This is a genomic window from Polynucleobacter sp. IMCC 30228 (assembly GCF_021395205.1).
Classification (GTDB): Bacteria; Pseudomonadota; Gammaproteobacteria; order Burkholderiales; family Burkholderiaceae; genus Polynucleobacter.
The window spans coordinates 179,198-203,623 of the sequence record NZ_JAJVCS010000003.1; the positions used below are offsets into that span (position 1 = coordinate 179,198).

Here is a 24,426-nt window from a genome sequence, read left to right on the forward strand (position 1 = left end):
AATGGTTTAAATTTTAGGATTGGCGGAGCGATCCCATAAGTTAGGCACTTGAGCCGAAGAATAGCCGGAAACAAATTGTTTCTTTGCTCCGGTTTCATGATGATAGGTATGGCGATTGACTGCGCCAATATTAGCCCCATAGACATGAATGCTAATAGCGTTTTGGGTGGAGGAGGCATTGCGCACAATATGAATATCGCCAATATCTGGACTAACCGCTTCAACTTCTCCTGGATTAAGGATGACTTCAGGACCATCTTGCACTAATTTGCCAGCTTGATCGTGCTTAAAACGCTGACTAATTTCAGAGCCGCGAAGCATACCAATTAGGCCCCATACACAGTGATCATGAATTGGTGTCTTATGGTCTGGCCCCCAAACAAAGCTAACCACGGAGAAGCGCTCTAAGGGATCGGTATGTAACAAAAATTGTTGATAGTATTCATGATGATGAATGGTGCAAAAGGTCGGCAGCCAAGTGTCATTTGCAATAAGTTGTTTTAGTAAGGCCCCACCTTTATTAACTAGGGTAGGCTCATCCTGGGTTTCATTGACTAAATGAGTCATTGCAATGACAAACTCGCGCAGTGGGCTAATCGGATGGGTGGTTGCTGACATGGGTTTTCTCCGGAAAGGAATAAATATTAGGGTATCCCCCCACCATTATTCCAGTAATATAATTAATATTCAAGTAATATATCAGAAACATATTTGATGATTCGAATGGTTATTGTTTTTTCTTTAGCTTAGGAGGGTAAGCAATGAGCTCAGCAGCAAAACCCATGTTCATGAATGAGCGCCAACGGAAGTTTCGCGCGGCTTATATTGGCGCTATTAGCCCGTTTTATAACGGCATCGTGCATATTGGCGTGATGTATTTAGCAGGTTTAGTGGCAATTTATTATTGCGCCTCTCAATTAGTTAACCCTGGCTGGGCTTGGTTAACGGTAATTCCAGTTGCCATTGCAGGTAACTTTGTGGAGTGGGGTATGCATTTTTTTGTCATGCACCGTTTAATTGATAAGTTTGCCTTACGCGCCATTTATGATCGTCACACCCGCCAGCATCACCAGTACTTTACTGATAACGATTACACCATCGATACCGCACAAGAGTTTCGCATTGTATTTTTCCCTTGGCGAGTCTTAATTGTCTTGGGTGTTTTCGGCACTCTTTTCGGCTATATTGCAGCGCAGATTTTTAATCCTAATGTGGGATATATTTTATATATCACCATGGTTGGCCATTATTTGCTTTACGAAACCTTTCATTTTTGCTGCCATGTAAAAGACAATTGGTTTGTACGTAATATGCCATGCGTAAATACCATCCGTCGCCACCATGCCGCTCATCATAATTTAGGCATTATGATGCATAAAAATATGAACCTCACTTTTCCTGTAGCAGATTGGTTTTTAGGCACGTCTGATATTAAAAGAAGTCTTCTGGGCACTCTCTTTAATGGTTTTGATGAAACATATCTCGACCCTAAACTAAAACCGATTATTAACAAGTTTCAAGACAGCCAAGTACAGGAGGAAAAAGTGACGCTTGAAGGGCCGATTCTATCCCCTGCTGAGCAGCAAATTTTGCGCGCATAACCAGATGGTACAGGCCGTTTTTTTCGACGTCTTACCTAAAGAGGGTTCTGTTGAAACCTACTTTAGTATGGCCGCTAGCTTACGCCCAATCGTTGAAAAAAATCCCGGCTTCGTGGCGGTAGAGCGTTTTGAAAATTTACAGGAATCGGGTTGGTTTTTTTCATTTTCGCAATGGCGTGATGAATTGGCTCTGGCGCAGTGGCGGTGCCAGCCAGACCACTATGGAGCTCAGGTTTGTGGGCGTAGCCTCATACTTGCAGACTATCGTTTAAGAGTGGCCGCACAGCAAGTTGGCGCACCTATACAAAGCGAGATAAAAGAACGTGAACAGGTAGCGATGTTGATTGGGAATTTTGCGGCAATTGAGCACGCGTTTAAAGCGAGGCTAGACGCCGGCAATGATTTACAACTGTTCCGAGGGGTTATCGATGCACAGCGCGGTATCGGGCTGGTTAACCACATTTCAGGACCCGTTGAATTTGCTGCCTCTACTCAATATGAACTCAGATATTTTGAGGTTTGTCGTGACTATGGTATGTTTGATCGTGCCCAAGCCCCGCAACAATTTGCCTAAAAAATAATTCAAATGCTATGGATACTTTGGTCAAAATAAAATCAGTAGCTGCAAAGGAAGATTTATCGCTTTCTGATCAAGCTTATCGGCGTCTGGAAGAGATGATTGCCACTATGGCGCTTGCTCCCGGTGCCCCCATTTCTGAAAGTCAGTTATCTACTTTATTGGGAATTGGCAGAACACCCATTCGCGAAGCACTGCAAAGATTAAGTCGTGAACATCTGGTCACCATCTTACCGAAACGCGGTATTTTTATTTCTGACCTAAACCCGCAGAAGCAATTGCGCGTACTAGAAACCAGGCGTGAATTAGAAAGACTGATTTGCAAGAAGGCTGCTAAACGCTCGACCAATGATGAGCGTACTGAATTTATTAGGCTGGCAAAAGATTTTCGGAGATCTGCAAAAGAAAAAAATAATACCTTATTTCTAAAAATTGATAAAGAATTAAACGACTTAACAATTAAGGCGGCTAAAAATGAATATGCGGCAGCAGCTATGACTACTTTGCACGGCATGTCGCGACGATTTTGGTTTGGTAATTTTCATCAGGAGGTGAGTATTTCTAGTATTGCTGCTTTGCACGCTACGCTAGCAGATGAGATTGCTGCCGGGCAAGAAGAGGCTGCCGGCCAAGCATTAGATAAGTTGCTTGACTACATTGAAGATTTCACCCGTAGAACAGTATTACCCGATCATTAATTTATTTTAAGTAGTTGCAGTTGGGTATTTTAGTAATTTATAAAAAGAGGAGACAAAATGAAAAAGAAATTAGTTCAAAATGAAAGCCGCCGGTCTGTCATTAAAGGTATTGGCGCCACTTCTTTGCTTGCTGCAGGGGGGTGGGGTTTTCCTGCAATTGCTCAAAATACTCCAATTAAAGTTGGTATTTTGGCGCCACGCGCTGGTATAGCTGGCACTATTGGCGAATGCGGCTTACGGGGCGCAATGTTTGCAGTAGATAAGATTAATAAAAGTGGTGGTATTGGCGGCCGCAAAGTTGAACTCATTGTCGAAGAAGAAACAAATGCCAAAGATACTACCGAACGTTTTCGCAAATTAGTTTTACAAGATAAAGTAGATTGCGTACAAGGGATTGTTTCGTCTGGCGTTTCATTGGCGATGAGCCCTACAGTTGAAGAAATGAAAGCCTTAACCATCTATTGGGATGGCACATCCCAAGATGGCGTGAAAGAAACTATTCCGACACCAAAATATTTATTCCGCTCTACGGATAATGAGTGCGAGGCGGTAATGGCTTCATTACTGGCGATTAAATATTACAAAGGTAAATTTGCCACCATTGCAGGGATTAATCCCGACTATTCTTATGGCCGAAACAATTGGGCTGCCTTTCAGGCACTTTTAAAGCGCTTTGGCATTCCCCATAAGGTTGTGGCAGAGCAGTGGCCAAAGGTGGGCACGATGGACCTTTCTAGTAATATCGCTGCCTTAAAAGCTGCTAAGCCCGATTTAATTTTCTCTTCTTTATTATTTGCTGACTTACCAGTATTTATGCAAAATGCGCATGCTGCAGGTTTGGCCAATGGGGATATTAAATATGTGATGCCTGCTGCTGGCTTTCAGCAAACCTTGATGAAAAAAGAATTTACTCCCGAGGGCATAGTCTTTGGTTTAAATACGTTAGACTTTAACTATCCCAATGCTAGCCCCCTGCAGAAAGAGTTTGTGCAGTTTTATTACAGCAAATATAAAGATTATCCAAATTGGGAAGCTGATCGTGCGTATTTTGCCATGCAGATATATAAAGCAGGCACTGAAAAGGCGATTAAAACAAAGGGTGGGGCATGGCCTAAGACTGAAGAAATTATCGCTGGTATTGAAGGAATCGAGGTTCAGTCATTAGGCGGTCCTGGCAGAATGCGGGGCGACCATATTGCTGAACAAACTTTCTATCAAGGCTTAACTACACATAAAAATAAGTATGATTTTGTAACCACAAATCCTGTGGATAAGAAATTCAGCAGCGAATTACAAAAGCCGCCAGGCATGGATTTTTGGCAATGGCTTGAAACTGCAAAAATTACTCTTTAGATCGCGCTAAACCGGGCCGTAGCAGTACGGCTCGGTTTTTTTTTGAGCATCTCTTATGACAGCATTTATCGATATCGTATTAAGTGGCATTTTTCATGCTGCAGTACTATTTTTATTAGCTGGTGGTTTGCAGTTGGTTTTTGGCGTACAAAAAATTGTGAACTTATCTTGTGGCGCTTTTTATGCACTAGGCGCCTATTTTGGCATTACTTTTGTTAACCTAGCAATCCAGCAGGGCATTTCATCATCTTATTTGCTGGCACTTATTTTATTGGCCGGCATGATCATCGGCCTGGTTGGGCCTTTAATAGAGCGACTATTGCGCTTAGTTTATCAGCGTGAGGAAGGCTTTCAATTGCTGCTTACCTTTGCCATTATGTTGGTCTTGGAAGACTTAATTCGGATGCTTTGGGGCGCTACTCCTATGACCTTGGGCAATATTTCGATGGTATATGGCAAATTAAATTTTGCTTCGACTACCTTACCCGTTTATAAGGCTCTCGTAATTGGTTCAAGCATCTGCTTAGCTTTAGCACTTGGTTGGATGCTGCAAAGAACTAATTTTGGGCGTATTGTGCGAGCAACTGCAGAAAATCGCCGCATGAGTGAAGCCCTTGGGGTCAACGGCGTCTGGATTAATGTCGCTATCTTTACCCTGGGTACCATGTTGGGCACCCTTGGTGGCGCCTTAGTGGTGCCGACTTCCGCAGCTTCGCTCGATATGATCTCCGAAGTTGTTGTCGAAGCCTTTGCAGTAGTAGTCATTGGTGGGCTAGGCAGCATGCGGGGCGCTTTGGTAGGCGCTTTAATTGTTGGTTTAATGCGCGCGTTTGCGGTATATGCCTACGCAGAGCTTGAGCTACTCCTCATTTATTTAATAGTTATTTTAGTTTTAATTATTAAGCCTTCTGGTCTTTATGGAAAGGCAGCTGAATGACGCTTAAGTTTAAGTTGGTGATCTTAATTTGTTTGGCCGTGCTTTGTAGCTCGCCTTGGATTTTAAGCCCTTATTACATGACCTTGTTATTGCCAGCAGTGGCATACAGTATTATTTTGTTGGGCTTCAATTTACTCTTTGGTTATACCGGCCTTTTATCTTTTGGTCATGCAATGTATGTTGCTTTAGGAGCTTATACAGTTGCCATCTTGACGAGCCGCCTTGGCATTAAAAGCATGGAAGTCAATATTCTTGGGGCGGCGCTTGTTTGTTTTCTTATTTCGATTCCCATTGGGCTACTTTGTGTGCGCTATGTACGAATTTTTTTCGGCATGCTGACCTTAGCTTTTGGCATGTTATTCCATTCCATTCTCTTTAAGTTCTATGATTTATCGGGTGGGGATTCTGGCATTAAAGTTATTCGCCCCAACTTATTTGGCGTTGACTTAAGTGAAATGGATAAAACTAGTTTTTTAATTGGCCCATTTTTTTACTATTCAATTGGGGTCATGCTTATCCTCGCATTGGTGATGTGGCGGATTGTGCATTCGCCACTCGGCCTGCATTTGCAGTCCATACGTGATAACCCCCGTAAGGCCGAATATTTAGGCATAAAGGTACATCGTTTTCGTTTAATTTCCTTTGTTATTTCGGCGGTGTATGGCGGAATCGGCGGCGCCTTATTAGTCGTGCCCGTAGGCTTAGCCGATCCTGAGTTGGCTTATTGGACTCAATCGGGCAATATTGTTTTTATGACTATCTTCGGGGGCTTTAATAATTTCTTTGGCCCGATCATTGGTGCATTTGCGTTTATTGGGCTAAAAGATCAAATTGTCAGCCAAACTCAATATTGGCGGTTGGTATTGGGAATCGTGTTAATTCTGCTAGTGGTTTTTTTACCTGGCGGAATCATGGGCTTATTGACTGGCAAGAAGTCTGTGGCTCGTTCGCAGGAGGGGCGCTGATGCCGATTTTAGAATCAAAGGCGGTTTCAAAACATTATGGAGTTTATAAGGCACTGCAAGACGTTAGCCTGCAATTTTTTGAAAACGAAATTGTCGCGATTGTGGGCCCGAATGGGGCAGGAAAAACTACCTTTGTTAATGTGCTTACTGGTTTATTAAAGCCAACTCATGGTGAAGTTGCCTTTCATGGCAAATCGATTGCTGGAGTTGGTCCCGTCACCTTAGCGAAATTAGGCATGGCGCGTGCTTTTCAGCTAGTACAAATATTCCCGCAATTAAGTGTGCAAGAAACTATTATTGCTGCCGTTATTTCTCAACGTAATATGCAATACAACTTTTGGTCAAACGTTGGCTCCAAGTCGGAGTTAATTGAGCGCGCGCTTGAGGTGGCAGCTATTTTTAACTTAGACAAAAAAATGGCTTGGCAAGCTTCCTATTTGTCTCAAGGTGAGAAAAAGCTCCTAGATATTGCCAGCGCATTTGCTTTAAGCCCAGAGGTGATTTTATTAGATGAGCCAACGAGTGGTATTTCTACAGGCGAGAAGCGCGGCATTATGGATACCTTGATGGCTGCAGCGAAATTAGCTGGCATAAAAACGATGCTGTTGGTTGAGCATGATATGGAATTAGTTGCCGAGTATTCAACGCGAATCGTTGCTTTGGCAGAAGGCAAATTATTAGCTGATTTACCCCCCAACGAGTTTTTTAATGATCCTGAACTGCAGGCAACTATTATTGGTAAACGGGTGAATCATGCTTAAGGTGAAGGCGATTTCGGTTGAAATTCAAAATAGCCCCATTCTGCGTAAAGTTAGCCTTGAAGTTAAGGCCGGTGAATTGGTATGTTTGGTTGGTAGAAATGGCGCAGGCAAAACTACTACCCTAAATAGCATCATGGGTTATCGCAAACCAAAAGAGGGCGATATTCTGCTTGAGGAAAAATCGATTCTAGGAAAACGGACGTTTGATATTGCCCGATTAGGGATTGGATTTTCTCCAGAAGAAAGTGAAGTTTTTGGTGATCTAACTGTGGCTGAAAATATTGAAATGTCAACCTGGACAATTAAAACTAAAATGCCCAATGCTGAACGCATTGCGATGGCCTATCGTATTTTTCCTAAGCTAGACGGGTATCGCGAACGTGGTGGCAATCATTTATCGGGTGGTGAGCGGAAGATGCTTTCAATTGCTCGAGCGCTGACGCTTGATCCGAAGTTATTAATTCTGGACGAACCTTTCGAGGGGCTTTCGCCTGCGATTATTCCGATTATTAGTGACGGCCTATCGAGCATTCGTGAGGCAGGCCGAGCAATTTTAATGGCCGAGTCCAATGCTTTTCATATTCCCGACTATGCCGACCGTGTTTACGTGATTGAGCGTGGCGAAATTATTTTTTCTGGCAGCGTGAATGATGCTAAACGGCATACTAATTTAAGTCTTAAGGGCGAAGCATAGTAATTATTAAGGAGATTAAGTTGAACAAAGCAACGGCAGTGCCTGAGCAAAAAAAACGAACCATGCAAGATATTTATGCCTCAAAAAAAACAGGTGAGAAAATGGTTTATATGTCTGTACCCGATTACACCTCAGCAAAATGGGCAGAAACTGCGGGGGTTGATGTTGCTGTGATTGGGGATAGTTTGGCGATGATTGCGCATGGGCACTCTAATACGATTCCAGCGTCGATGGATATGATGGTGATGCACGCTGCTGGCATTCGACGTGGCGCCCCAAATACCTTTCTGCTGGGTTGTATGCCTTATCAAAGCTACAACACAATTGATCGGGCGCTCACCAATGCGACGCGGTTTATGCAGGAAGCAGGCTCAGATGCGGTGAAGCCTCAAGGTGGAAAATCGCAAGCACATATTTTGCGAGCTATGGTCGATGCAGGTATTCCAACCGCCTCTCATATCGGCATGACCCCCCATACCGTAGCTGTATTTGGGGGCTTTAAGGTACAGGGACGTACAGCTGACACCGCCATGAAAATTTTAGAAGATGCCTTTGCAATTCAAGATGCCGGCTGTTTTATGCTGGAGTTTGAAGCTGTGCCAGCAAAGATTGCCAGCGTTATTTCACAGCAATTAGAAATCCCAACAATTGGAATTGGTGCTGGCGTTGGTACTGACGGTCAAATTTTGTTATGCCATGATTTATTGGGCGTATTTTCTGATTTCAAGCCGAAATTTACTAAACGTTATGCGAATTTGACTGAAGTAGCGGTTGCCGGCATTAAGGAGTACATTGCCGATGTTAAGGGAGGTACCTTTCCAGATGATGAGCATAGTTATTCTGTGGACGAAAAAGAATTTGACAAGTTTCTTAATCTAGTAGAGAAGCGAAAGCATCATTAACCAAGATTTCACTTTCACTGCTAAATGAGCGCTAATCGTCAGAAAATAGCGGTAGTGGGAGCAGGCGCCGTCGGCTGTTATTTTGGCGGCATGCTGGCACGCAGTAATCATGAGTTAATCCTGATTGGTCGCAGCGAGCGAGTGGATGCTATCAATCGTTTTGGTTTGCAAATGGATTGCCAAAGTTTTCAAGCTAATGTAGCTTTACAAGCAAGTGCTGATTTTGCGAGCATCGCTGCTGCAGACATGATTTTACTTTGTGTAAAGTCTTACGATACCGTTGCTACGATGCAGGCTCTAAAACCATTCTTATCTGCTAATGCAGTGATTGTCAGCTTGCAAAATGGAGTGAGTAATACCGAATTAATTTCATCGCTAGTTGCCAATCCTGTTTATGCAGCCGCTGTTTATGTGGCAGTAGTAATGACTGATTTAAATACGGTAAAACATTATGGTCGTGGTGAATTACAAATTGGCTCATTTATTCCAGATTTAACTATTACTCAGCAGCAAGCTCAGTCTTTAACACAATTAATTAAACAATTTTCAAATTCCGGCGTACCCTGTGCCCATTCTATTGATATTAAAAGAGAGCTTTGGTTAAAGCTGTTGGTGAACTGTAGTTATAACGCCATTTCTGCAATTGGACAAATCAGTTATGGGCAAATGGCTCAAGTACCTGAAATTCAGGCATTAATCGAACGCCTCACGGACGAGTTTTTATCGGTGGCGCAGTGTGAAAAAGTCAAGATCAGTAAGTCTGAGGCAATTCAGGCAAATGAAATTATTGCCCGCACTATGGCGGGGCAAAAATCATCCACTGCGGCAGATATAGCGCGGGGAAAAAGAACGGAGATCGACTTTTTAAATGGTTATATTGTGCGTAAAGGCGCTCAATATAACTTGCTAACCCCAGCTAATCAGGCTCTGTATGCCTTGGTCAAAATGATTGAGGTCAAATTCAAGTAACACGCTTTAACCTCAATTTATTTTGCACTGCAATATCTCAGCTATATTAAAGCTTCTATTTATTAGAATCAGATATACTTCTTTGGAAGCAGGAGAGCGAGAGGTTATTTATCTCCACCGAAGGCGCAAACTCCCATGAACGCTCAGGTATCCCAAAAGACTGGTACTGCTTAACTTAAATAGCCGTCTGGAGAGTCGCCACTGAAATGGGGCGCACCGAAGGAGCAAATACCTAACTATGTTTAGGTATGAATCTCTCAGGTACCAAGGACAGAGGGAGCGGCAGCCGTAAATGAATGGCTGCATTTTTGCCTCGATTCATTTGGCGGAAAGTACTTGGGAGTTTCATGCTATGCAAGTTAAACCAGCACATCAATATAAAGTCCTCATTTTTGGCGCCTCTTATGGCTCTTTGTTAGCAACTAAATTGGCACTAGCGGGCCATGATGCCACTCTTGTTTGTCTACCTAATGAAGTGGAACTGATAAATCGTGAGGGCACAAGAGTACGCTTTCCCATTAAAGGCAGAGAGGGCTTAGTTGAGGTAGATTCTCGGGGCTTGCTGGGAAAAATTTCTGCCACTACACCAAATAATGTCAACTTAGCAAATTACGATTTAGTGGTGCTTGCAATGCAAGAGCCACAGTATGGCGCAACTGGCGTGCGGGAATTACTGCATGCCGTGGCAGAAGCAAGGTTGCCAACGATGTCTATTATGAATATGCCACCCCTTACTTACTTAGCTCGTATTCCTGGTTTATCGCTAGCAGATTACCGTAATTGTTATACCGATCCTAGTGTTTGGGATGGCTTTGATCCCACGATGATGACTTTATGTAGCCCTGATGCGCAAGCATTCAGGCCGCCAGATCAGCCTATTAATGTATTACAAGTTCGCTTACCCACTAACTTCAAGGCTGCGCGCTTCGAGTCAGAGGTTCATACCCAAATGTTACGTCAAATCGCCGCTGATATCGAGGCAGTGCGCTTTGATACAGGTTCCGAAGTAATTGAGTTGCCAGTGAAATTAAAAGTATTTGACTCAGTCTTTGTGCCACTAGCAAAATGGAGCATGTTATTAGCAGGTAATTATCGCTGCGTTGGCGCTAATGGCATGCGGCCAATTAAAGAGGCAATTCATGATGATCTTGGGCTATCAAAAAATATTTATAACTGGGCTCGGCAACTTTGCCTATTATTGGGGGCAAGCGAGACAGATTTAGTGCCCTTTGAAAAATATGCGAATGCAGCGCTTAGTTTAGGTAGCCCTTCATCGGCGGCACGGGCTTTATTTGCGGGAGCAAAAAATATTGAACGGGTTGATTTGCTAATGCAAACGATCGCCGCCAAACAGGGCATGCAATCAGAGGCAGTTAATCAGATTGTGAACTTAGTGAATCAGCAATTAGAAAAAAATCGGGCTTTACCGGTGGTGGCTTAGCAACTAGTATTACCAAGACTAATCGTCTGCCAGATCGTCGTCTGGCGACGGTTTCTTTTGCGTATTTAATTTGTTTGGAATGCCGTTAACTAAGATTGCTTTAGTGACCCAAGCCGATTGATTTTTATCGGTTTCAATAATTTCTTTTAAATGAGCACAATCGCTACGATGGCTACAGGCGGCAAAACTATCGTTAGCTTTATGGGTTGTAAATTCTGAGCATAATTTTTGATACCAAACACCATCTAATGGACAAGAATCTTTTTTCATTCGCTAATCCTTTGTAGTAAATTCACCTGAATTTAGTGTTTAGTCCGTCAGCCTCGTTTTTTAGTTCGGACAAGGACTAGGATAGGGTCAATGTCATTTTTTATTTTGATGCAGATCAAGACCGAGAGCACTAAATGGATTCTGGGCAAAGTGGATCCAATAATTAGAAATTCACCAAAAAGGTGCTTTTTTCTGCATTTTTCTACCCAGTTCTGTTCTAATGAAAAGGTTAATTTTGTTGGGCTTTTGCTGGTATTGCTGCTTTATTCCACTTCTCCATTCTTTTTCTTATAAGGATTAAAAAATGAAACGACGCGACTTTTTAGGAAAAGCCTCAGTAGGGGCTGCTGCAGGTATTTTGGCTGCTCCAGCCATTGCCCAATCCATGCCAGAGGTAAAGTGGCGCTGCGCATCTAGCTTTCCAAAAAGTTTAGATACGATTTATGGTGGTATTGACGTGATTGCAAAGCGGGTAGCTGCGCTAACAGAGGGTAAATTTCAAATTCGTCCTTTTGGGGCTGGTGAAATTGTGCCTGCGTTTGGTACGGTTGACGCAGTGCAGCAGGGCACGGTTGAATGTACCCATACCGCAGGCTATTATTTTGTTGGTAAGAATAAGACTTTTGCGTTTGATACTACTGTGCCATTTGGCATGAACCAACGGCAGCAAAATGCCTGGATGTATTGGGGCGGTGGCTTAAAATTACAACGTGAATTTCTTAGCAGTTACAACATTATTTCATTTCCAGCGGGCAATACTGGAACCCAAATGGGTGGTTGGTTTCGTAAACCCGTTAATACCGTAGCCGACTTAAAGGGACTGAAGATTCGAATTGCGGGTCTTGGTGGCGAAGTGATGGCACGACTTGGGGCAATTCCCCAGCAAATCGCTGGTGGAGATATTTACCCTGCGTTAGAAAAGGGCGTGATTGATGCGGCCGAATGGGTTGGGCCTTACGATGATGAAAAGCTAGGTTTTTATAAAATTGCGCCGAATTATTACTATCCCGGCTGGTGGGAAGCTTGTTCAATGTACTCGCTTTATGTCAACATCAAAGAATGGGAAAAATTGCCCAAAATGTATCAGGCTGCGCTCGAGGCCGCCTGTTATGAGGCGAATGCAGACATGATGGCTGAGTATGACTTTAAAAATCCCCCAGCCTTACAACGTCTACTAAAAAATGGCGTTAAATTATTTGCTTATTCAAATGACATTATGAAAGCGGCGCAAAAAGCCTCATTTGAAATGTTTGAAGAAGAGGCTGCAAAAAATCCCTCCTTCAAGAAAATATATGAACCTTGGAAAAAATTCCGTGCCGAACAATTGCTTTGGAATCGGGTCGCAGAAAATACCTTAGCATCATTTAATTTTGCTAATCCAGTTAATTAAGCGCTAGATTGAATGCTTAAGCAGTTGTTGCGCCTCGCTGGATTTGTTGATCGGTTAAATGATCGCTTTGGCGTTTTGGCAAGCTGGCTAGTGCTGATATCAGTGCTGGTCAGCGCCGGCAATGCTTTAGTGCGCTATGGCTTTAATGTTAGCTCTAATGGTTGGTTAGAAGTCCAGTGGTATATGTTCATTGGCATGGTGATGTTCGGTGCCGCTACCACCTTAAGGCTTAACGAGCACGTCAGGGTCGACGTTTTATATGCCCTGTATCCAAACCGAGCGCGGCTTTGGTTGGATTTCTTTGGCGGTATTTTTTTCCTCTTGCCAATGACGACGATTATTGGGTGGTATTCGTGGGATTTGCTCTATAACTCGATTTTAGTAACTGAAATGTCTAATAATTCGGGCGGCTTGTTACGTTGGCCGGCGCGGGCAATGATTACCTTGGGCTTTTTCTTGCTAACGTTACAAGGTTTATCAGAAATTATTAAGCGGTATGCCGCTTTGCAAGGCCTAATTAAAATCGATCCTCGCTATGAGAGGCCACTGCAATGATTGCTCATGAGGTAATGGCGCCATTGATGTTTGGCGGCCTAATTGTTTTTTTACTGATTGGCTATCCCGCAGCTTTTTCTTTGGGCGCAGTAGGCTTATTTTTTGCTTTCATTGGCATTCAGTTAGACTTTTTTCAGCCAACTTTTTTACAAGCCTTACCTGATCGTGTTTTCGGCATTCTTTCTAATGACTTACTGCTATCGATTCCATTTTTTACTTTCATGGGGGCGATACTAGAACGCTGTCGCTTGGCTGAAGATTTATTAGAAGGATTAGGTCAATTATTTGGCCCAATTCGTGGTGGTCTGGCTTATGCAGTGATTATTGTTGGCGCAGTGTTGGGGGCAATTACTGGCACAGTTGCGGCCTCAGTTATTGCCATGGGATTAATTTCCTTGCCCATCATGCTACGGTATGGGTATAACCCTCGCGTCGCTACTGGAGTGATCGCTGCTTCTGGCACCATTACTCAATTAATCCCGCCTTCCTTAGTATTAATTATTCTTGCCGATCAATTGGGCAAATCTGTGGGTGATATGTATGCGGGAGCAATTGGTCCATCGATTATTCAAATTATCTTATTTTGTTTATTTATATTTTTCCTTTCTGTCTTTCGCCCCCAAGATGTACCTGCACTTCCCATAGATGCCCGCCCGCCAATTGACTGGAAACTGATTAAGCGAATCATGTGGGGGGTTATTCCCTCCTTAGCCTTAATTTTCTTGGTTTTAGGTACGATTTTGATGGGTTTAGCGACGCCGACAGAGGGTGGGGCAATGGGTGCGGTTGGCGCCTTGGTATTGGCTGCCATGAATAAGCGTTTACAAAAAGATTTAGTGTGGCAAGCTATGACATCGACTATGCGCATTAATGCGATGGTGATGTTTATCTTAATTGGTTCAACTGTTTTCGGTCTTGTTTTTCGTGGGGTCGATGGTGATTTATGGATCGAACATCTTTTATCAAATTTACCTGGTGGGCAAATTGGCTTCTTAATTGCGGTTAACCTCTTTGTATTTTTTCTCGCCTTCTTCCTCGATTATTTCGAAATTGCTTTCATTATCATTCCCTTATTGGCGCCAGTAGCAGACAAATTAGGCATTGATTTAATCTGGTTTGGCGTCTTGTTGGGGGCAAATATGCAAACCTCCTTCATGCATCCGCCTTTCGGTTTCGCTTTATTTTATTTACGAGGGGTAGCTTCAAAAGAGGTAAAAAGTTCAGATATTTATTGGGGCGCTTTACCTTGGGTAGGATTGCAATTAATTTTGGTTGCCATTCTGATTTTTTTCCCAGAAGTGGTTACCTATTTTGTTGATAAGCCTACGGTGGCAGTTGAGAGCGGTGATGCATTGATTGATCCCTTTGCAAATGCTGTGCCAGCGGCACCCGTCGTAGATTCCAGCGCAGATATTGAACGGCAGCTCCGGGGTTTGAAGTAAACAGATAAAGAGTTAACTTATGCAAGCTAAATGGGGTATGCAAGGAATGGCTGTTGCACCGCATTCCTTGGCAGCAGAATCGGCTTTAGCGGTATTAAAGGAAGGTGGCAATGCGCTTGAAGCAATGGTTGCAGCTGCAGCAACCATTGCCGTGGTTTATCCGCATATGAATTCGATTGGGGGCGACTCTTTTTGGCTTATTCATGCTCCTGGTAAAGCCATCGGTGGTATCGATGCTTGTGGCGCTGCCGCGAGCCTAGCTTCAAGGCAATGGTATTTCGATCAAGGCATTACAGAGGCGATTCCATTTCGCGGCCCATTAGCAGCGAACACAGTGGCTGGTACGATTTCTGGATGGGGTGCTGCGCAGCGATTATCACAAAAGTACCTGGGGGGAAAATTACCGTTAACTCGCCTTTTAGCTGACGGTATTTATTATGCTGAAAACGGAATTCCTGTAACGCATAGTCAATCGAGTCTAACGGCCAAGAAGCTTAAAGAGTTAGAACCTCAGCCAGGTTTTGCAGAAACCTTTTTGGTGGCTGGCCAAAACCCAAAGACTGGCAGCATTTTTAAGCAGGCCCGTCTAGCAAAGACGCTGCACAGAATTGCACAATATGGCACTGAAGAGTATTACCGCGGCGCTCTTGCTAACGTCATCGCTCAAGAGTTACAAACTCTGGGTAGCCCAATTCGGCTTTCAGATTTGCATCGGCACGAAGCCAAGTTAATAGATCCATTGCGATTGACGCATAGCTTGGGCAGTGTGTACAACATGACACCACCCACTCAAGGCGTTGTTTCACTGATGATTTTGGGAATTCTTGATCGTTTAGATTTACAGCGTTTCAAACTAGATAGCGCTGAGTATGTGCATCTTTGCGTTGAAGCAACCAAGCAAGCTTTTAAAATTCGTGATCAATTTATTACTGATCCTGCTTATATGCATTGCGATTCCCAAGATTTTTTAAAACCTGCATTTTTGCAAAAACTCGCGGATGCAATTGATCTCAATAAAGCATTGCCCTGGGGGCAGGGCAAAGGTCCGGCTGATACCATTTGGATGGGCGTTGTGGATAAACAAGGTTGTGCTGTTTCTTTTATTCAGAGTATTTATCACGAGTTTGGTGCTGGCATTGTATTACCAACCTCAGGAATTAATTGGCAAAACCGTGGTTGTAGTTTTTCGTTAAATCCTGCTTCACTAAATGCCTTAGAGCCTTTACGTAAACCCTTCCATACTTTAAATCCTGCTTTAGCACTTTTTAAGGATGGTCGTACCATGGTTTATGGCACGATGGGGGGAGATGGACAGCCACAAACCCAATGTGCAGTCTTTACTCGAACAGCAGTTTATGGTCTAGATCCACAAGCTGCGATTAGTCGGCCACGTTGGTTATTGGGAAGAACATGGGGTCAAACTAGCGATAGCCTGAAGCTGGAGTCACGCTTTGATTCACAAGTCATTAGCGACCTTGCTGCTCTTGGTCATGAAATTGAGCTACTCAATGATTTTGATGAAACTGTAGGACATGCTGGCTGCATTATGCGCGAACCCTCAGGTGTATTACGAGGGGGCTGGGATCCTCGCAGTGATGGCGGGGTCGCAGCCTATTAAGCAAGCATTTAGATTTTGTATTAAAGTGTTTATTAGCGATTAAATTATCAACAATTTGGTTATTAAAAATACTCAGGAGACCATTCATGCAAAAATTAGATCAAAATCAGAATTCTTTGAGAACGCTTGCCTTAGCCTTGGGGATTGTTGGCCTTATCTCGCTTAGTGCATGTCAGTCTATGAAGCATGGCAATGGACAACAGGCTTCTGCCAAATTAGAACCACGTTCAGGCTCAACTACAACTGGCGAAGTCCTATTTATTTGGCAGGGTCATGATGTTTTGGTTACGGGTAAATTTGCTGGACTTAAACCCAATGCTGAGCAAGGTTTTCATGTGCATGAGAAAGGAGATTGCTCTGCGCCTGATGCGACTAGTGCTGGCGGCCATTTCAATCCTGATACCAAAGACCACGGTATGCCAAATAGCAATATGAGCCATGCAGGTGATATGCCAAATATCAAATCAGATGCCAATGGAAATGCCACTTATTCTGCTAAGTTAACCGGGTTTTCAGTTGATAACAGCGCAACCGGAATTTTAGGTCGTTCTGTAGTAGTGCATCGCGATCCTGATGACTATAAATCTCAGCCAGCTGGAAATTCTGGTCCGCGGATTGCTTGTGGATTAATCAAGTAAATTTTTATCAATTACATAGCTGTCATTAAGGGATGACAGCTATGGGCAACTAGATTTTAAATGTGAGCCGTGTTTAGAATTGCGCTCTTATGCTATTCTGATTTATAAGATTATAAATTGGAGGCAAAAATTTATAGCAAAGTGAAGCAACTTGCTCTTTTATTGAGCCCTTGGCTTATCCTATTGGCCCTATGGCAGATCATTATCTCGGCTAGCTTGGTAGATCGCTCACTCATGCCCAGCCCGCCTGAAGTGGCTGCTAAATTTTACGACTTATTAAAGAATGGTCGCTTACTTGGCGATATTATTATGTCGACCCAGCGGGTTTTTTTGGGGGTAGTAAGCGGCATTGCTTTAGCGGTGCCGGTAGGATTTTTAATTGGCTGGTATAAAGACGTCCGCACTTTTCTAGATCCGGTTATTAATTTTTTTCGCGCGTTGCCCCCAATCGCCCTAATTCCTTTAGTGGTTGTTTACTTTGGCATTGACGAGCCTGCCAAAATTATTATCTTATTTTATGCATCATTTTTTGCAGGCGTTATTGTGATGTATGAGGGTGTTGCACAGATTAGCCCAATTTATATTAAGGTAGCCCATACACTTGGAGCAACCGACTGGGAGATATTTACGCGTGTAATTGTGCCGCTGACAATGCCGCATATTTTGACTGCACTGCGAGTGGCATTAGGAGTCGCCTGGGCTACTTTAGTTGCATCTGAATTGGTCGCTGCACAAAAGGGGTTAGGGGCACTCATTCAAAGTGCCGGATCATTTTTTCAGCTTGACGTTATTTATGTTGGCATTATTGCAATTGGGTGTGTGGCTTTAACTATGGACCTAATCTTAAGGTCGTTGACTAAGCGATTAATTCAATGGCAAGATAGGGTGGAAGCGCAATGAGTCAGGATCGCATTCGCTTTGAAAAAGCGACAGTTGATTTTAAAGTTGACAAGGGTTTGCTACGGGTTATTGATGACATCTCTTTCTCAATCTCGGATGGTGAATTTATTTCTATAGTAGGTCCATCGGGTTGCGGTAAGACCACTTTAATGAATATTATTGCTGGGTTTGTGAAGCCGACATCAGGAACGGTAAAACTTGATGGCGTTGAAATTAATGGTCCTTCTCAGAACCGTGGAGTTATTTTCCAAGAGTACGGAATTTTCCCATGGCTTACTGTTGAAAAAAATATCCTCTTTGGCTTAACTCTACGAAATAGTAAAGTGCCCAAAGATCGACATCAAGAAATATGCAGCCGATACCTGCAGTTGATGGGCTTAACCGATTTTGCTTTAGCTTATCCCCGCACTCTTTCAGGAGGCATGCGACAGCGTTTGGCGATTGCCCGTGCCTATGCTACGAATCCAGAATTTCTGTTAATGGATGAACCCTTTGGCGCCTTAGATGCTCAAACCCGAGCCAAAATGCAAGACTTACTACTTGAGGTTTTGCAGCATGAGCGTAAAACGGTTTTATTAATTACGCACTCTGTAGATGAGGCAATTTATTTATCATCTAAAATTATTGTAGTAACTGCTCGTCCCGCTAAAATTAAAGAGGTGATAGAAATTCCATTTCCTTATCCGCGCCATGAGTCAATTCATGATGACCCCCAATTCATTTCTCTTAAGTCGCGCCTGAGAGATTTGGTTATGAAAGAATATGAGGCGCAACAAAAACTTTCTAGCAATTAGACTAGAAGCCTTTATTAATAGGAGATTATGGTGAAAAAAAATAATTCTGAATTTAATCGTCGTCAATTTATAGTTGGTGCTGCATCTGCATCTGCATTAGCAATTACTGGTTTTCCGGCTATTGCCCAATCAAAGGTGAAGTTAAAAGTTGGCTATGTTGATACCCTTGCAGTCACAGGTCAACTATGGACTGGTGTGCATCGTGGACAGTGGGCCAAGGAGGGAATTGAATTTGATCCCTATAAATTTAATACTGGTTTAGATTTATTTAATGCCATGATTGGCGGAAGTCTAGATATGCTGAGTACGGGGGCGGTTATTTCTAATTTCCCAGCTCGTGGACAAGGTAAGGCGTTCATTATTAACAATATTGAATTTGCTACTGCTCAGCTTTGGGTTCGGCAAGATCAAGGCATTAAAGATTGGGCTGACCTAAAAGGTAAAAAAATAGCGACCACCATTGGAACTACGGCCCATGTATTTTTAGATGCCGCTTTGCGCGCTAATGGCCTTGATCCTGCTAAAGATGTAGAGATTGTTAATCAAGGGATGCCAGTAGCTGTAACCTCATTTATTTCTGGCGCTGTTCCAGCTGTTGCTTTGTGGGTGCCATTCAATGTCTTGGTACGAGATAAAGTACCTTCAGCCAAAATGTTAGTTGATGCCTCAGCCTATTATCCGAAATCAGCGATTCTTGGTGGATGGGCAGTGCGGGCAGATTATTTGGAAAAAAATCGTGCAATTTGTGCTAGTGTAATTAAAGGCTGGGCGGCTGCAAATGATGATTTGATTAAAAACTCTGAAGAAATTCTGCCCATTATTCAAAAAGCAAACTATAGCCAGGTGCCTCTTGCCGATCTACAAGCGCAGTTTAAGGCCTCTAAATACAATACTGCTGCCGAGTGGAAGAAACTGATTGAAAATGGTACTGCTATAGGCTGGTTACAACAAGTAACTGACTTTTATGCCAGAGCTGGGAATATTCAAAATCCTATTCCTGCTAAAACCTATTTTGAATCAAAACTTTTTACGGATAATGTCAAAGGCTAACGCGCCCTCCCAGACCTGGGACTATATTATTGTTGGTGCCGGGTCTGCAGGATGTTTGCTGGCAAATCGTTTAATTCGTGCTGGTTTTTCTGTTCTTTTAACCGAGGCGGGTAAGCAAGATAAAGGCTTTTGGCTGCATTTACCGGTAGGGTATTTTAAGACTATTTTTGATGAACGTTACTCACGATTATTTACGGTTGAACCACAATTAGAAACTGGTAACCGAAAATTAATTTGGCCTCGCGGTAGGGTATTGGGTGGATCAAGTTCTATAAATGGGTTGATTTATATTCGTGGCCAGCACGCTGATTATGACGACTGGGAGCGTGCGGGGGCAACTGGCTGGGGGTATGAGAGTGTATTGCCATTTTTCAAGCGCTCTGAGCGTTATTCGGGAGAAGAGAGTTATTTTCATGGTCAGAGTGGTGAGCTTGGAGTTTCTAATTTAAAAAATGATGACCCCTCTTGCCATGCTTGGCTAGAGGCGGCACATGAGTATGGATTGCCATTGAACACAGACTTTAATGGCGAGACCGATTATGGGGTAGGCAAATATCAACTTAGTATTCGGGGGCGCTGGCGTTCAAGCGCCGCAGAAGCTTTTTTACGACCAGTTGAAGGCGACAATAGATTAACTGTGCTAATTAATACCATGGTATCAAAAGTCATTATTGACAATAATCAAGCCATTGGTATCGAATGCATTAGTAATGGATTGATTCACCGCTATTATTGTAATGCTGAAGTAATTTTAAGCGGCGGTGCTTTACAAAGCCCGCAAATTTTGCAGCTTTCGGGAGTCGGCCCAGCAAATTTGTTGCGTCAACATAAAATTCCGATTATTTATGACTCTCCTGAGGTTGGTAAAAATTTACAAGACCATTACCAAGCACGGACAATTGTTCAGTTAAAAAATAAAATTTCCCTTAACAATCAAGTACGTAATCCTTTTGGTTTAGCAAAAATGGGTTTTGAGTGGTTATTGATGCAGAAGGGGCCTTTAACAGTAGGTGCAGGGCAAGTTGGCGGTTTTGCAAAAACAGTCCACGCTAAAGATGATCGTGCTGATATTCAATTTAATGTGATGCCATTATCGGTAGATAAGCCTGGCGATCCTTTGCATCAGTACGCGGGTTTTACTGTTTCGGTCTGTCAATGTAGACCACAATCAAGGGGAGAATTACAGATTCAATCGACCAATCCTTTTGAACAAGCAAAAATTACCTCAAACTACTTAACTGCTGACGTAGATATCAAAACTTTAGTGGCTGGCCTAGAAATGAGTCGTGAAATTTATCGACAGAAAAGTTTTTGTAATCTCTGGCAAGAGGAGAAGTTACCTGGACAATTGCCCTTAGAAAGTTTTGCTCGAAATAATGGCGGAACCGTTTTTCATCCTACTAGTACATGCCGAATGGGATCTGATTTTTCTGCAGTTCTTGACCCTCAGTTACGTGTCAATGGCGTTAATAATTTAAGGGTTATTGATGCATCCGCTATGCCGACTGTTATTTCTGCTAATACGAATGCCGCCACGATTATGATTGCCGAAAAGGGTGCAGCATTAATGTTGGCTAGACGCTAAGTTTTATAGATTAATCTTGGGGAGACATCAATGAATATAAAAATAAAAAAGTACTCTTATTTATTACTTTATATAATTTTTTTGCTTGCTACTAGCAATCTTTATGCCCAGTCAGATTATCCTAATCGTCCAGTCAAGATGATTGTTGGATTTCCCGCAGGTGGTGCTGTTGATGGAGCGGGAAGAATGATGGCCCAAATTTTACAAAAGGCGTTTAATCAAACTTTTATCATTGAAAATCGCCCTGGTGTAGGCGGGATGCTGGCAATGCAAGAGGTTGCAAGGGCAGCGCCAGATGGCTATACGCTTGCAGTGGGTTCAGCAGGCCCGTTAACAGTAAGTCCCTCCATCTTTAAAAAAGCGAATTTTGATCCTCGCCAATCCTTGGCGCCTATTATTTGGTTTGTTAATAATCCAGGCATTGTAGTAATTCGTAAAGATTTACCAGTCAATAATATTGCCGAGTTAGTTAAGTTATCTAAAACTAAAGAATTGAATATGGCTTCTGCTGGTACTGGTAGCGTATTACATTTAATGGGGGAATACTTTCAAGAACGCATGGGAGTCAAATGGGTACACGTTCCATATAAAGGCAGCGGCCCAGCATTAACTGATATGGTTGCCGGCAGAACCGATGTAGCCTTAGAGCTTGTTCCTTCGGCAGCACCCTTTGTCAAATCGGGGCAGTTACGGGCATTGGCGATTACTTCAAGCAAACGTTTAAATGTTTTACCTGATATTCCTACTTTGGCAGAACTTGGCTATAGTGGCTTAGACATGGGGTCGTGGATGGCGCTATTAGCGCCTAAAGGAACTTCCCCTGAGATTATTAATAAATTAAATCAAGCGCTAAACGAAGCGATGAAAAACTCCGAACTTATTCAAAAGGTGAACGCTGGTGGGGGCGAACTAGTTGGCGGTACCCCTCAAGACCTGACTAATCAAATGAATAAAGAGATTCCCCGTTGGGCAACAATTATTGAGCGATTGAATATACAACCCGATTAGCGCCATTTTATTCTTTGAGGAAAATTGATGACAAAGCAAGAAATTTCAACAACTAATATTAAAAAACCAGGTGGACATTTCTCTCAGGCAACAGTAGTAGAGGCTAAAGGTAAATTAGTCTTTATCTCTGGCATGACCGCGCATAAACCCGATGGCACTATTTCGGGAATTGGCGATATGGAGGCGCAAACCCGCCAGGTTTGTGAGAATGTAAAGAATGCGGTTGAGGCAGCCGGCGGGACGATGGCAGATATATGTCGGGTTGATGTTTATGTGATTGGGATGCATCATTTTGATGTGATTCATAAAGTACGTCGCGAGTACTTTAAAGCGCCATTACCTGCATCTACGATGGTTGAAATATCGCGCTTTGTTTCCCCCGATTACTTAATCGAAATGAATGCAATTGCAGTAATTCAATAAAGATTTTTTTGAAAGGCTTCTATGTATTTTTGTACCTTTAAAGCAAAAGGTGTTCCGCAATTAGGAATGGCTCAAAATTCACGGTTACAGGCGCTGGTAAATTTAACAGAAATTTGGCCTAAAACTTTAGCGCCAAGCAATGTTGGTGAATTAATTACTAGCGGTGATGCGGGTCTTGCAATTGCTGCGAAATTACATCAGTCTGCGACGAAATGGCTTGATGTGCAAGATTTGCAATGGTTAGCCCCTATACCAACCCCCCATAAAAATATTTTTTGCGTTGGCCGGAACTACCGCGAGCACATCATTGAAGGCAATATCGCGCAGGGTCGCGAACCTAATTTATTTCCTGAATTTATTGAATTGTTTACTAAGGCGCCAACGGCTGTAATTGGGCATGGCGCAACAATACCGCTACATGCTGGCTTAACTGCTATGCTGGATTATGAGGCTGAGTTAGCCATTGTGATTGGGCGGGGCGGGGTAAATATTGCTGAAGATAGGGCCAACGACGCTATATTTGGATATACTATTTTGAATGATGTTACTGGCCGTGAAATTCAGCGGCGGCACGGACAATGGTTTAAGGGCAAGAGTCTAGATGGTAGTTGTCCAATTGGCCCCTGGGTTGCTCATAAGTCTGCCATTGCCGACCCGCATCAATTGGCAATTTCCTTAAAAGTAAATGGCGAGCAGAGACAAAATGGGAATACTTCAACAATGATTTTTACCATTCCGCGAATTATTGCTGAATTATCAGCTGGCCTTACTCTTGAGCCCGGAGACATTATTGCGACCGGCACGCCTTCAGGAGTGGGTTATGCGATGAAGCCGCCACGTCCTTTGAAAACTGGAGATGTTATTACTATCGAAATTGAGGGGCTTGGTAAGTTGGAAAATACGGTGGGCAATTAAGTAACTGCTATGTTCCACTTTGCCCAAAAAAGAGCCTTGGCCCATTGGGTGGCAAAAAGAGTTGCTGATAAAAAATCGGTTTCGATCGCTGGCCACTCGCCATAATCTCAACTAGCACCCCTTTGGTATTTTTTGCTTGGCCCAAGAGTTGATTGATCGTGCTTGGCAAGGCAATGCATTGAATCGTCCGGTCAATTTTTTCAAGGTAAATTTGATAATGATCTTGAATTAATCCGGCAAAATTAGCGCTATTTAATTCTTTCAATGGAGTTTTAGCAATAATTGGAAATTGTTCTGGATCAAGAAAGTATTTGCTATAAAAAGTATATTCCCCGGCCTGAATAACGCGATTGATTTGGAGTAATTGAACGTTTATTTTCCCTGCCGTTAACCAATGGGCCCATGATTCTGTAGAGCGGATTAATTTCCTCTTCACTACTTGGGTCGACATGGGCACAAATTCTGCACTGTCTTTTTCAAGAAAGCGAAAGATCCAGGGCCCACCGATACGTTTTTCAATTGGAATAACAAAGGTGCCCAATCCACGCTTGCGCTGTAAAAATCCCTCGCGAGTGAGGCTGCCAATAGCTTTTTGAATTGTTCCAAGACTAAATGGAGTAGATTTTGAAAGCTCTAACTCGGTAGGTAGCTTGACCCCACATTTCCAATACCCATCTTGAATGGCTGCCAAGATGGATTCACGTAAAACTTCATATTTCCTCACGTTAACCCTATGTTGAGGCTTATATTTTTTATAAAAAAGGGCTTCGCTCATTTGTTAATTGTGGTTATAGGACCGTAGTGCTTACTATCTTACGCTGCGCCTTAGAATTTTGCGCTGCACAAGTTAATATATAGTAAGTCTTGACAAATTTCCCAACTCTCAATAATCTAACTAAGCTTTATTGTTAAAAATTAAAAAATATAGTCGATTAAATCG

The 24,426-nt window shown here is 42.9% G+C and carries 26 protein-coding genes and 2 riboswitches; of the genes, 23 read left to right on the top strand and 3 right to left on the bottom strand.

The features are described from left to right. Nucleotides 1-6 precede the first annotated feature (6 nt). Nucleotides 7-618: a cysteine dioxygenase gene (locus tag LZT21_RS06635; protein WP_233923585.1), complete on the bottom strand. Its 612-nt coding sequence runs from the start codon at nucleotides 616-618 to the stop codon at nucleotides 7-9. A 143-nt stretch (nucleotides 619-761) separates the two neighbouring features. Here LZT21_RS06635 and LZT21_RS06640 point away from each other — a divergent pair, with 143 nt between their 5' ends. From LZT21_RS06640 to LZT21_RS06690, 11 genes are all read left to right on the top strand, one after another. Further along, nucleotides 762-1,601, top strand: a complete 840-nt coding sequence (locus tag LZT21_RS06640; RefSeq protein WP_233923584.1) for a sterol desaturase family protein — start codon at nucleotides 762-764, stop codon at nucleotides 1,599-1,601. Nucleotides 1,602-1,605: 4 nt separating this feature from the next. Then, nucleotides 1,606-2,175, top strand: coding sequence for an antibiotic biosynthesis monooxygenase (locus LZT21_RS06645; protein ID WP_233923583.1), 570 nt, complete (start codon nucleotides 1,606-1,608; stop codon nucleotides 2,173-2,175). Nucleotides 2,176-2,192: 17 nt separating this feature from the next. Next, a complete protein-coding gene (locus LZT21_RS06650) occupies nucleotides 2,193-2,876 on the top strand; it encodes a GntR family transcriptional regulator (RefSeq protein WP_233923582.1) in 684 nt (227 codons plus the stop codon). Nucleotides 2,877-2,933: 57 nt separating this feature from the next. Continuing rightward, entirely contained in the window at nucleotides 2,934-4,229 is a 1,296-nt protein-coding gene (locus tag LZT21_RS06655; protein WP_233923581.1) for an ABC transporter substrate-binding protein, read from the top strand. Nucleotides 4,230-4,284: 55 nt separating this feature from the next. Beyond that, nucleotides 4,285-5,166 carry a branched-chain amino acid ABC transporter permease gene (locus LZT21_RS06660; RefSeq protein ID WP_233923580.1) on the top strand — a complete coding sequence of 294 codons (882 nt, stop codon included), beginning with the start codon at nucleotides 4,285-4,287 and terminating at the stop codon, nucleotides 5,164-5,166. After that, nucleotides 5,163-6,131: a branched-chain amino acid ABC transporter permease gene (locus tag LZT21_RS06665; protein ID WP_233923579.1), complete on the top strand. Its 969-nt coding sequence runs from the start codon at nucleotides 5,163-5,165 to the stop codon at nucleotides 6,129-6,131. The genes LZT21_RS06660 and LZT21_RS06665 overlap by 4 nt, the downstream gene beginning before the upstream one ends. After that, on the top strand, nucleotides 6,131-6,892 hold the full coding sequence (locus LZT21_RS06670) for an ABC transporter ATP-binding protein (protein ID WP_233936984.1): 762 nt from the start codon (nucleotides 6,131-6,133) through the stop codon (nucleotides 6,890-6,892). The genes LZT21_RS06665 and LZT21_RS06670 overlap by 1 nt, the downstream gene beginning before the upstream one ends. Further along, nucleotides 6,885-7,586: an ABC transporter ATP-binding protein gene (locus tag LZT21_RS06675; RefSeq protein WP_233923577.1), complete on the top strand. Its 702-nt coding sequence runs from the start codon at nucleotides 6,885-6,887 to the stop codon at nucleotides 7,584-7,586. Before LZT21_RS06670 ends, LZT21_RS06675 begins: the two co-directional genes overlap by 8 nt. A 20-nt stretch (nucleotides 7,587-7,606) precedes the next feature. After that, nucleotides 7,607-8,488 (top strand): 3-methyl-2-oxobutanoate hydroxymethyltransferase, encoded by an 882-nt coding sequence (panB, locus tag LZT21_RS06680; RefSeq protein WP_233923576.1) that lies wholly within the window; start codon nucleotides 7,607-7,609, stop codon nucleotides 8,486-8,488. Nucleotides 8,489-8,512: 24 nt separating this feature from the next. After that, nucleotides 8,513-9,457 carry a ketopantoate reductase family protein gene (locus LZT21_RS06685; RefSeq protein ID WP_233989939.1) on the top strand — a complete coding sequence of 315 codons (945 nt, stop codon included), beginning with the start codon at nucleotides 8,513-8,515 and terminating at the stop codon, nucleotides 9,455-9,457. A 79-nt stretch (nucleotides 9,458-9,536) separates the two neighbouring features. Next, nucleotides 9,537-9,630: riboswitch (glycine riboswitch) on the top strand. Between the two features lie 4 nt (nucleotides 9,631-9,634). Then, nucleotides 9,635-9,741: riboswitch (glycine riboswitch) on the top strand. A gap of 8 nt (nucleotides 9,742-9,749) precedes the next feature. Beyond that, complete coding sequence (locus LZT21_RS06690) at nucleotides 9,750-10,898, top strand: hypothetical protein (protein ID WP_233989940.1); 1,149 nt, start codon at nucleotides 9,750-9,752, stop codon at nucleotides 10,896-10,898. Nucleotides 10,899-10,916: 18 nt separating this feature from the next. On the opposite strand, the gene LZT21_RS06695 is transcribed toward LZT21_RS06690, so the two are convergent. Then, a complete protein-coding gene (locus LZT21_RS06695) occupies nucleotides 10,917-11,168 on the bottom strand; it encodes a hypothetical protein (RefSeq protein WP_233923573.1) in 252 nt (83 codons plus the stop codon). Between the two features lie 304 nt (nucleotides 11,169-11,472). Between LZT21_RS06695 and LZT21_RS06700 the strand changes: the two genes are divergently transcribed. From LZT21_RS06700 to LZT21_RS06755, 12 genes are all read left to right on the top strand, one after another. After that, nucleotides 11,473-12,558: a TRAP transporter substrate-binding protein gene (locus LZT21_RS06700; protein WP_233923572.1), complete on the top strand. Its 1,086-nt coding sequence runs from the start codon at nucleotides 11,473-11,475 to the stop codon at nucleotides 12,556-12,558. A 12-nt stretch (nucleotides 12,559-12,570) separates the two neighbouring features. After that, a complete protein-coding gene (locus LZT21_RS06705; RefSeq protein ID WP_233923571.1) occupies nucleotides 12,571-13,113 on the top strand; it encodes a TRAP transporter small permease subunit in 543 nt (180 codons plus the stop codon). After that, a complete protein-coding gene (locus LZT21_RS06710) occupies nucleotides 13,110-14,555 on the top strand; it encodes a TRAP transporter large permease subunit (RefSeq protein ID WP_233989942.1) in 1,446 nt (481 codons plus the stop codon). Before LZT21_RS06705 ends, LZT21_RS06710 begins: the two co-directional genes overlap by 4 nt. 19 nt (nucleotides 14,556-14,574) lie before the next feature. Then, complete coding sequence (locus tag LZT21_RS06715) at nucleotides 14,575-16,173, top strand: gamma-glutamyltransferase family protein (protein ID WP_233989944.1); 1,599 nt, start codon at nucleotides 14,575-14,577, stop codon at nucleotides 16,171-16,173. A gap of 86 nt (nucleotides 16,174-16,259) precedes the next feature. Then, on the top strand, nucleotides 16,260-16,811 hold the full coding sequence (locus LZT21_RS06720; RefSeq protein ID WP_233989946.1) for a superoxide dismutase family protein: 552 nt from the start codon (nucleotides 16,260-16,262) through the stop codon (nucleotides 16,809-16,811). Between the two features lie 141 nt (nucleotides 16,812-16,952). Next, nucleotides 16,953-17,711, top strand: coding sequence for an ABC transporter permease (locus LZT21_RS06725; RefSeq protein ID WP_233923567.1), 759 nt, complete (start codon nucleotides 16,953-16,955; stop codon nucleotides 17,709-17,711). After that, nucleotides 17,708-18,505 carry an ABC transporter ATP-binding protein gene (locus tag LZT21_RS06730; RefSeq protein WP_233923566.1) on the top strand — a complete coding sequence of 266 codons (798 nt, stop codon included), beginning with the start codon at nucleotides 17,708-17,710 and terminating at the stop codon, nucleotides 18,503-18,505. The genes LZT21_RS06725 and LZT21_RS06730 overlap by 4 nt, the downstream gene beginning before the upstream one ends. 30 nt (nucleotides 18,506-18,535) lie before the next feature. Beyond that, complete coding sequence (locus LZT21_RS06735; RefSeq protein ID WP_233923565.1) at nucleotides 18,536-19,555, top strand: ABC transporter substrate-binding protein; 1,020 nt, start codon at nucleotides 18,536-18,538, stop codon at nucleotides 19,553-19,555. Continuing rightward, nucleotides 19,542-21,140 (top strand): GMC family oxidoreductase, encoded by a 1,599-nt coding sequence (locus LZT21_RS06740; RefSeq protein ID WP_233989948.1) that lies wholly within the window; start codon nucleotides 19,542-19,544, stop codon nucleotides 21,138-21,140. Before LZT21_RS06735 ends, LZT21_RS06740 begins: the two co-directional genes overlap by 14 nt. An 81-nt stretch (nucleotides 21,141-21,221) precedes the next feature. Further along, on the top strand, nucleotides 21,222-22,148 hold the full coding sequence (locus LZT21_RS06745) for a tripartite tricarboxylate transporter substrate binding protein (protein WP_233937016.1): 927 nt from the start codon (nucleotides 21,222-21,224) through the stop codon (nucleotides 22,146-22,148). A gap of 27 nt (nucleotides 22,149-22,175) precedes the next feature. Further along, complete coding sequence (locus tag LZT21_RS06750) at nucleotides 22,176-22,571, top strand: RidA family protein (RefSeq protein WP_233989950.1); 396 nt, start codon at nucleotides 22,176-22,178, stop codon at nucleotides 22,569-22,571. Nucleotides 22,572-22,592: 21 nt separating this feature from the next. Further along, entirely contained in the window at nucleotides 22,593-23,486 is an 894-nt protein-coding gene (locus LZT21_RS06755; RefSeq protein WP_233989952.1) for a fumarylacetoacetate hydrolase family protein, read from the top strand. 7 nt (nucleotides 23,487-23,493) lie between these two features. Here the strand turns inward: LZT21_RS06755 and LZT21_RS06760 are convergent, their stop codons facing one another. Beyond that, nucleotides 23,494-24,261, bottom strand: coding sequence for a GntR family transcriptional regulator (locus tag LZT21_RS06760; RefSeq protein WP_233989954.1), 768 nt, complete (start codon nucleotides 24,259-24,261; stop codon nucleotides 23,494-23,496). Nucleotides 24,262-24,426 lie beyond the last annotated feature (165 nt).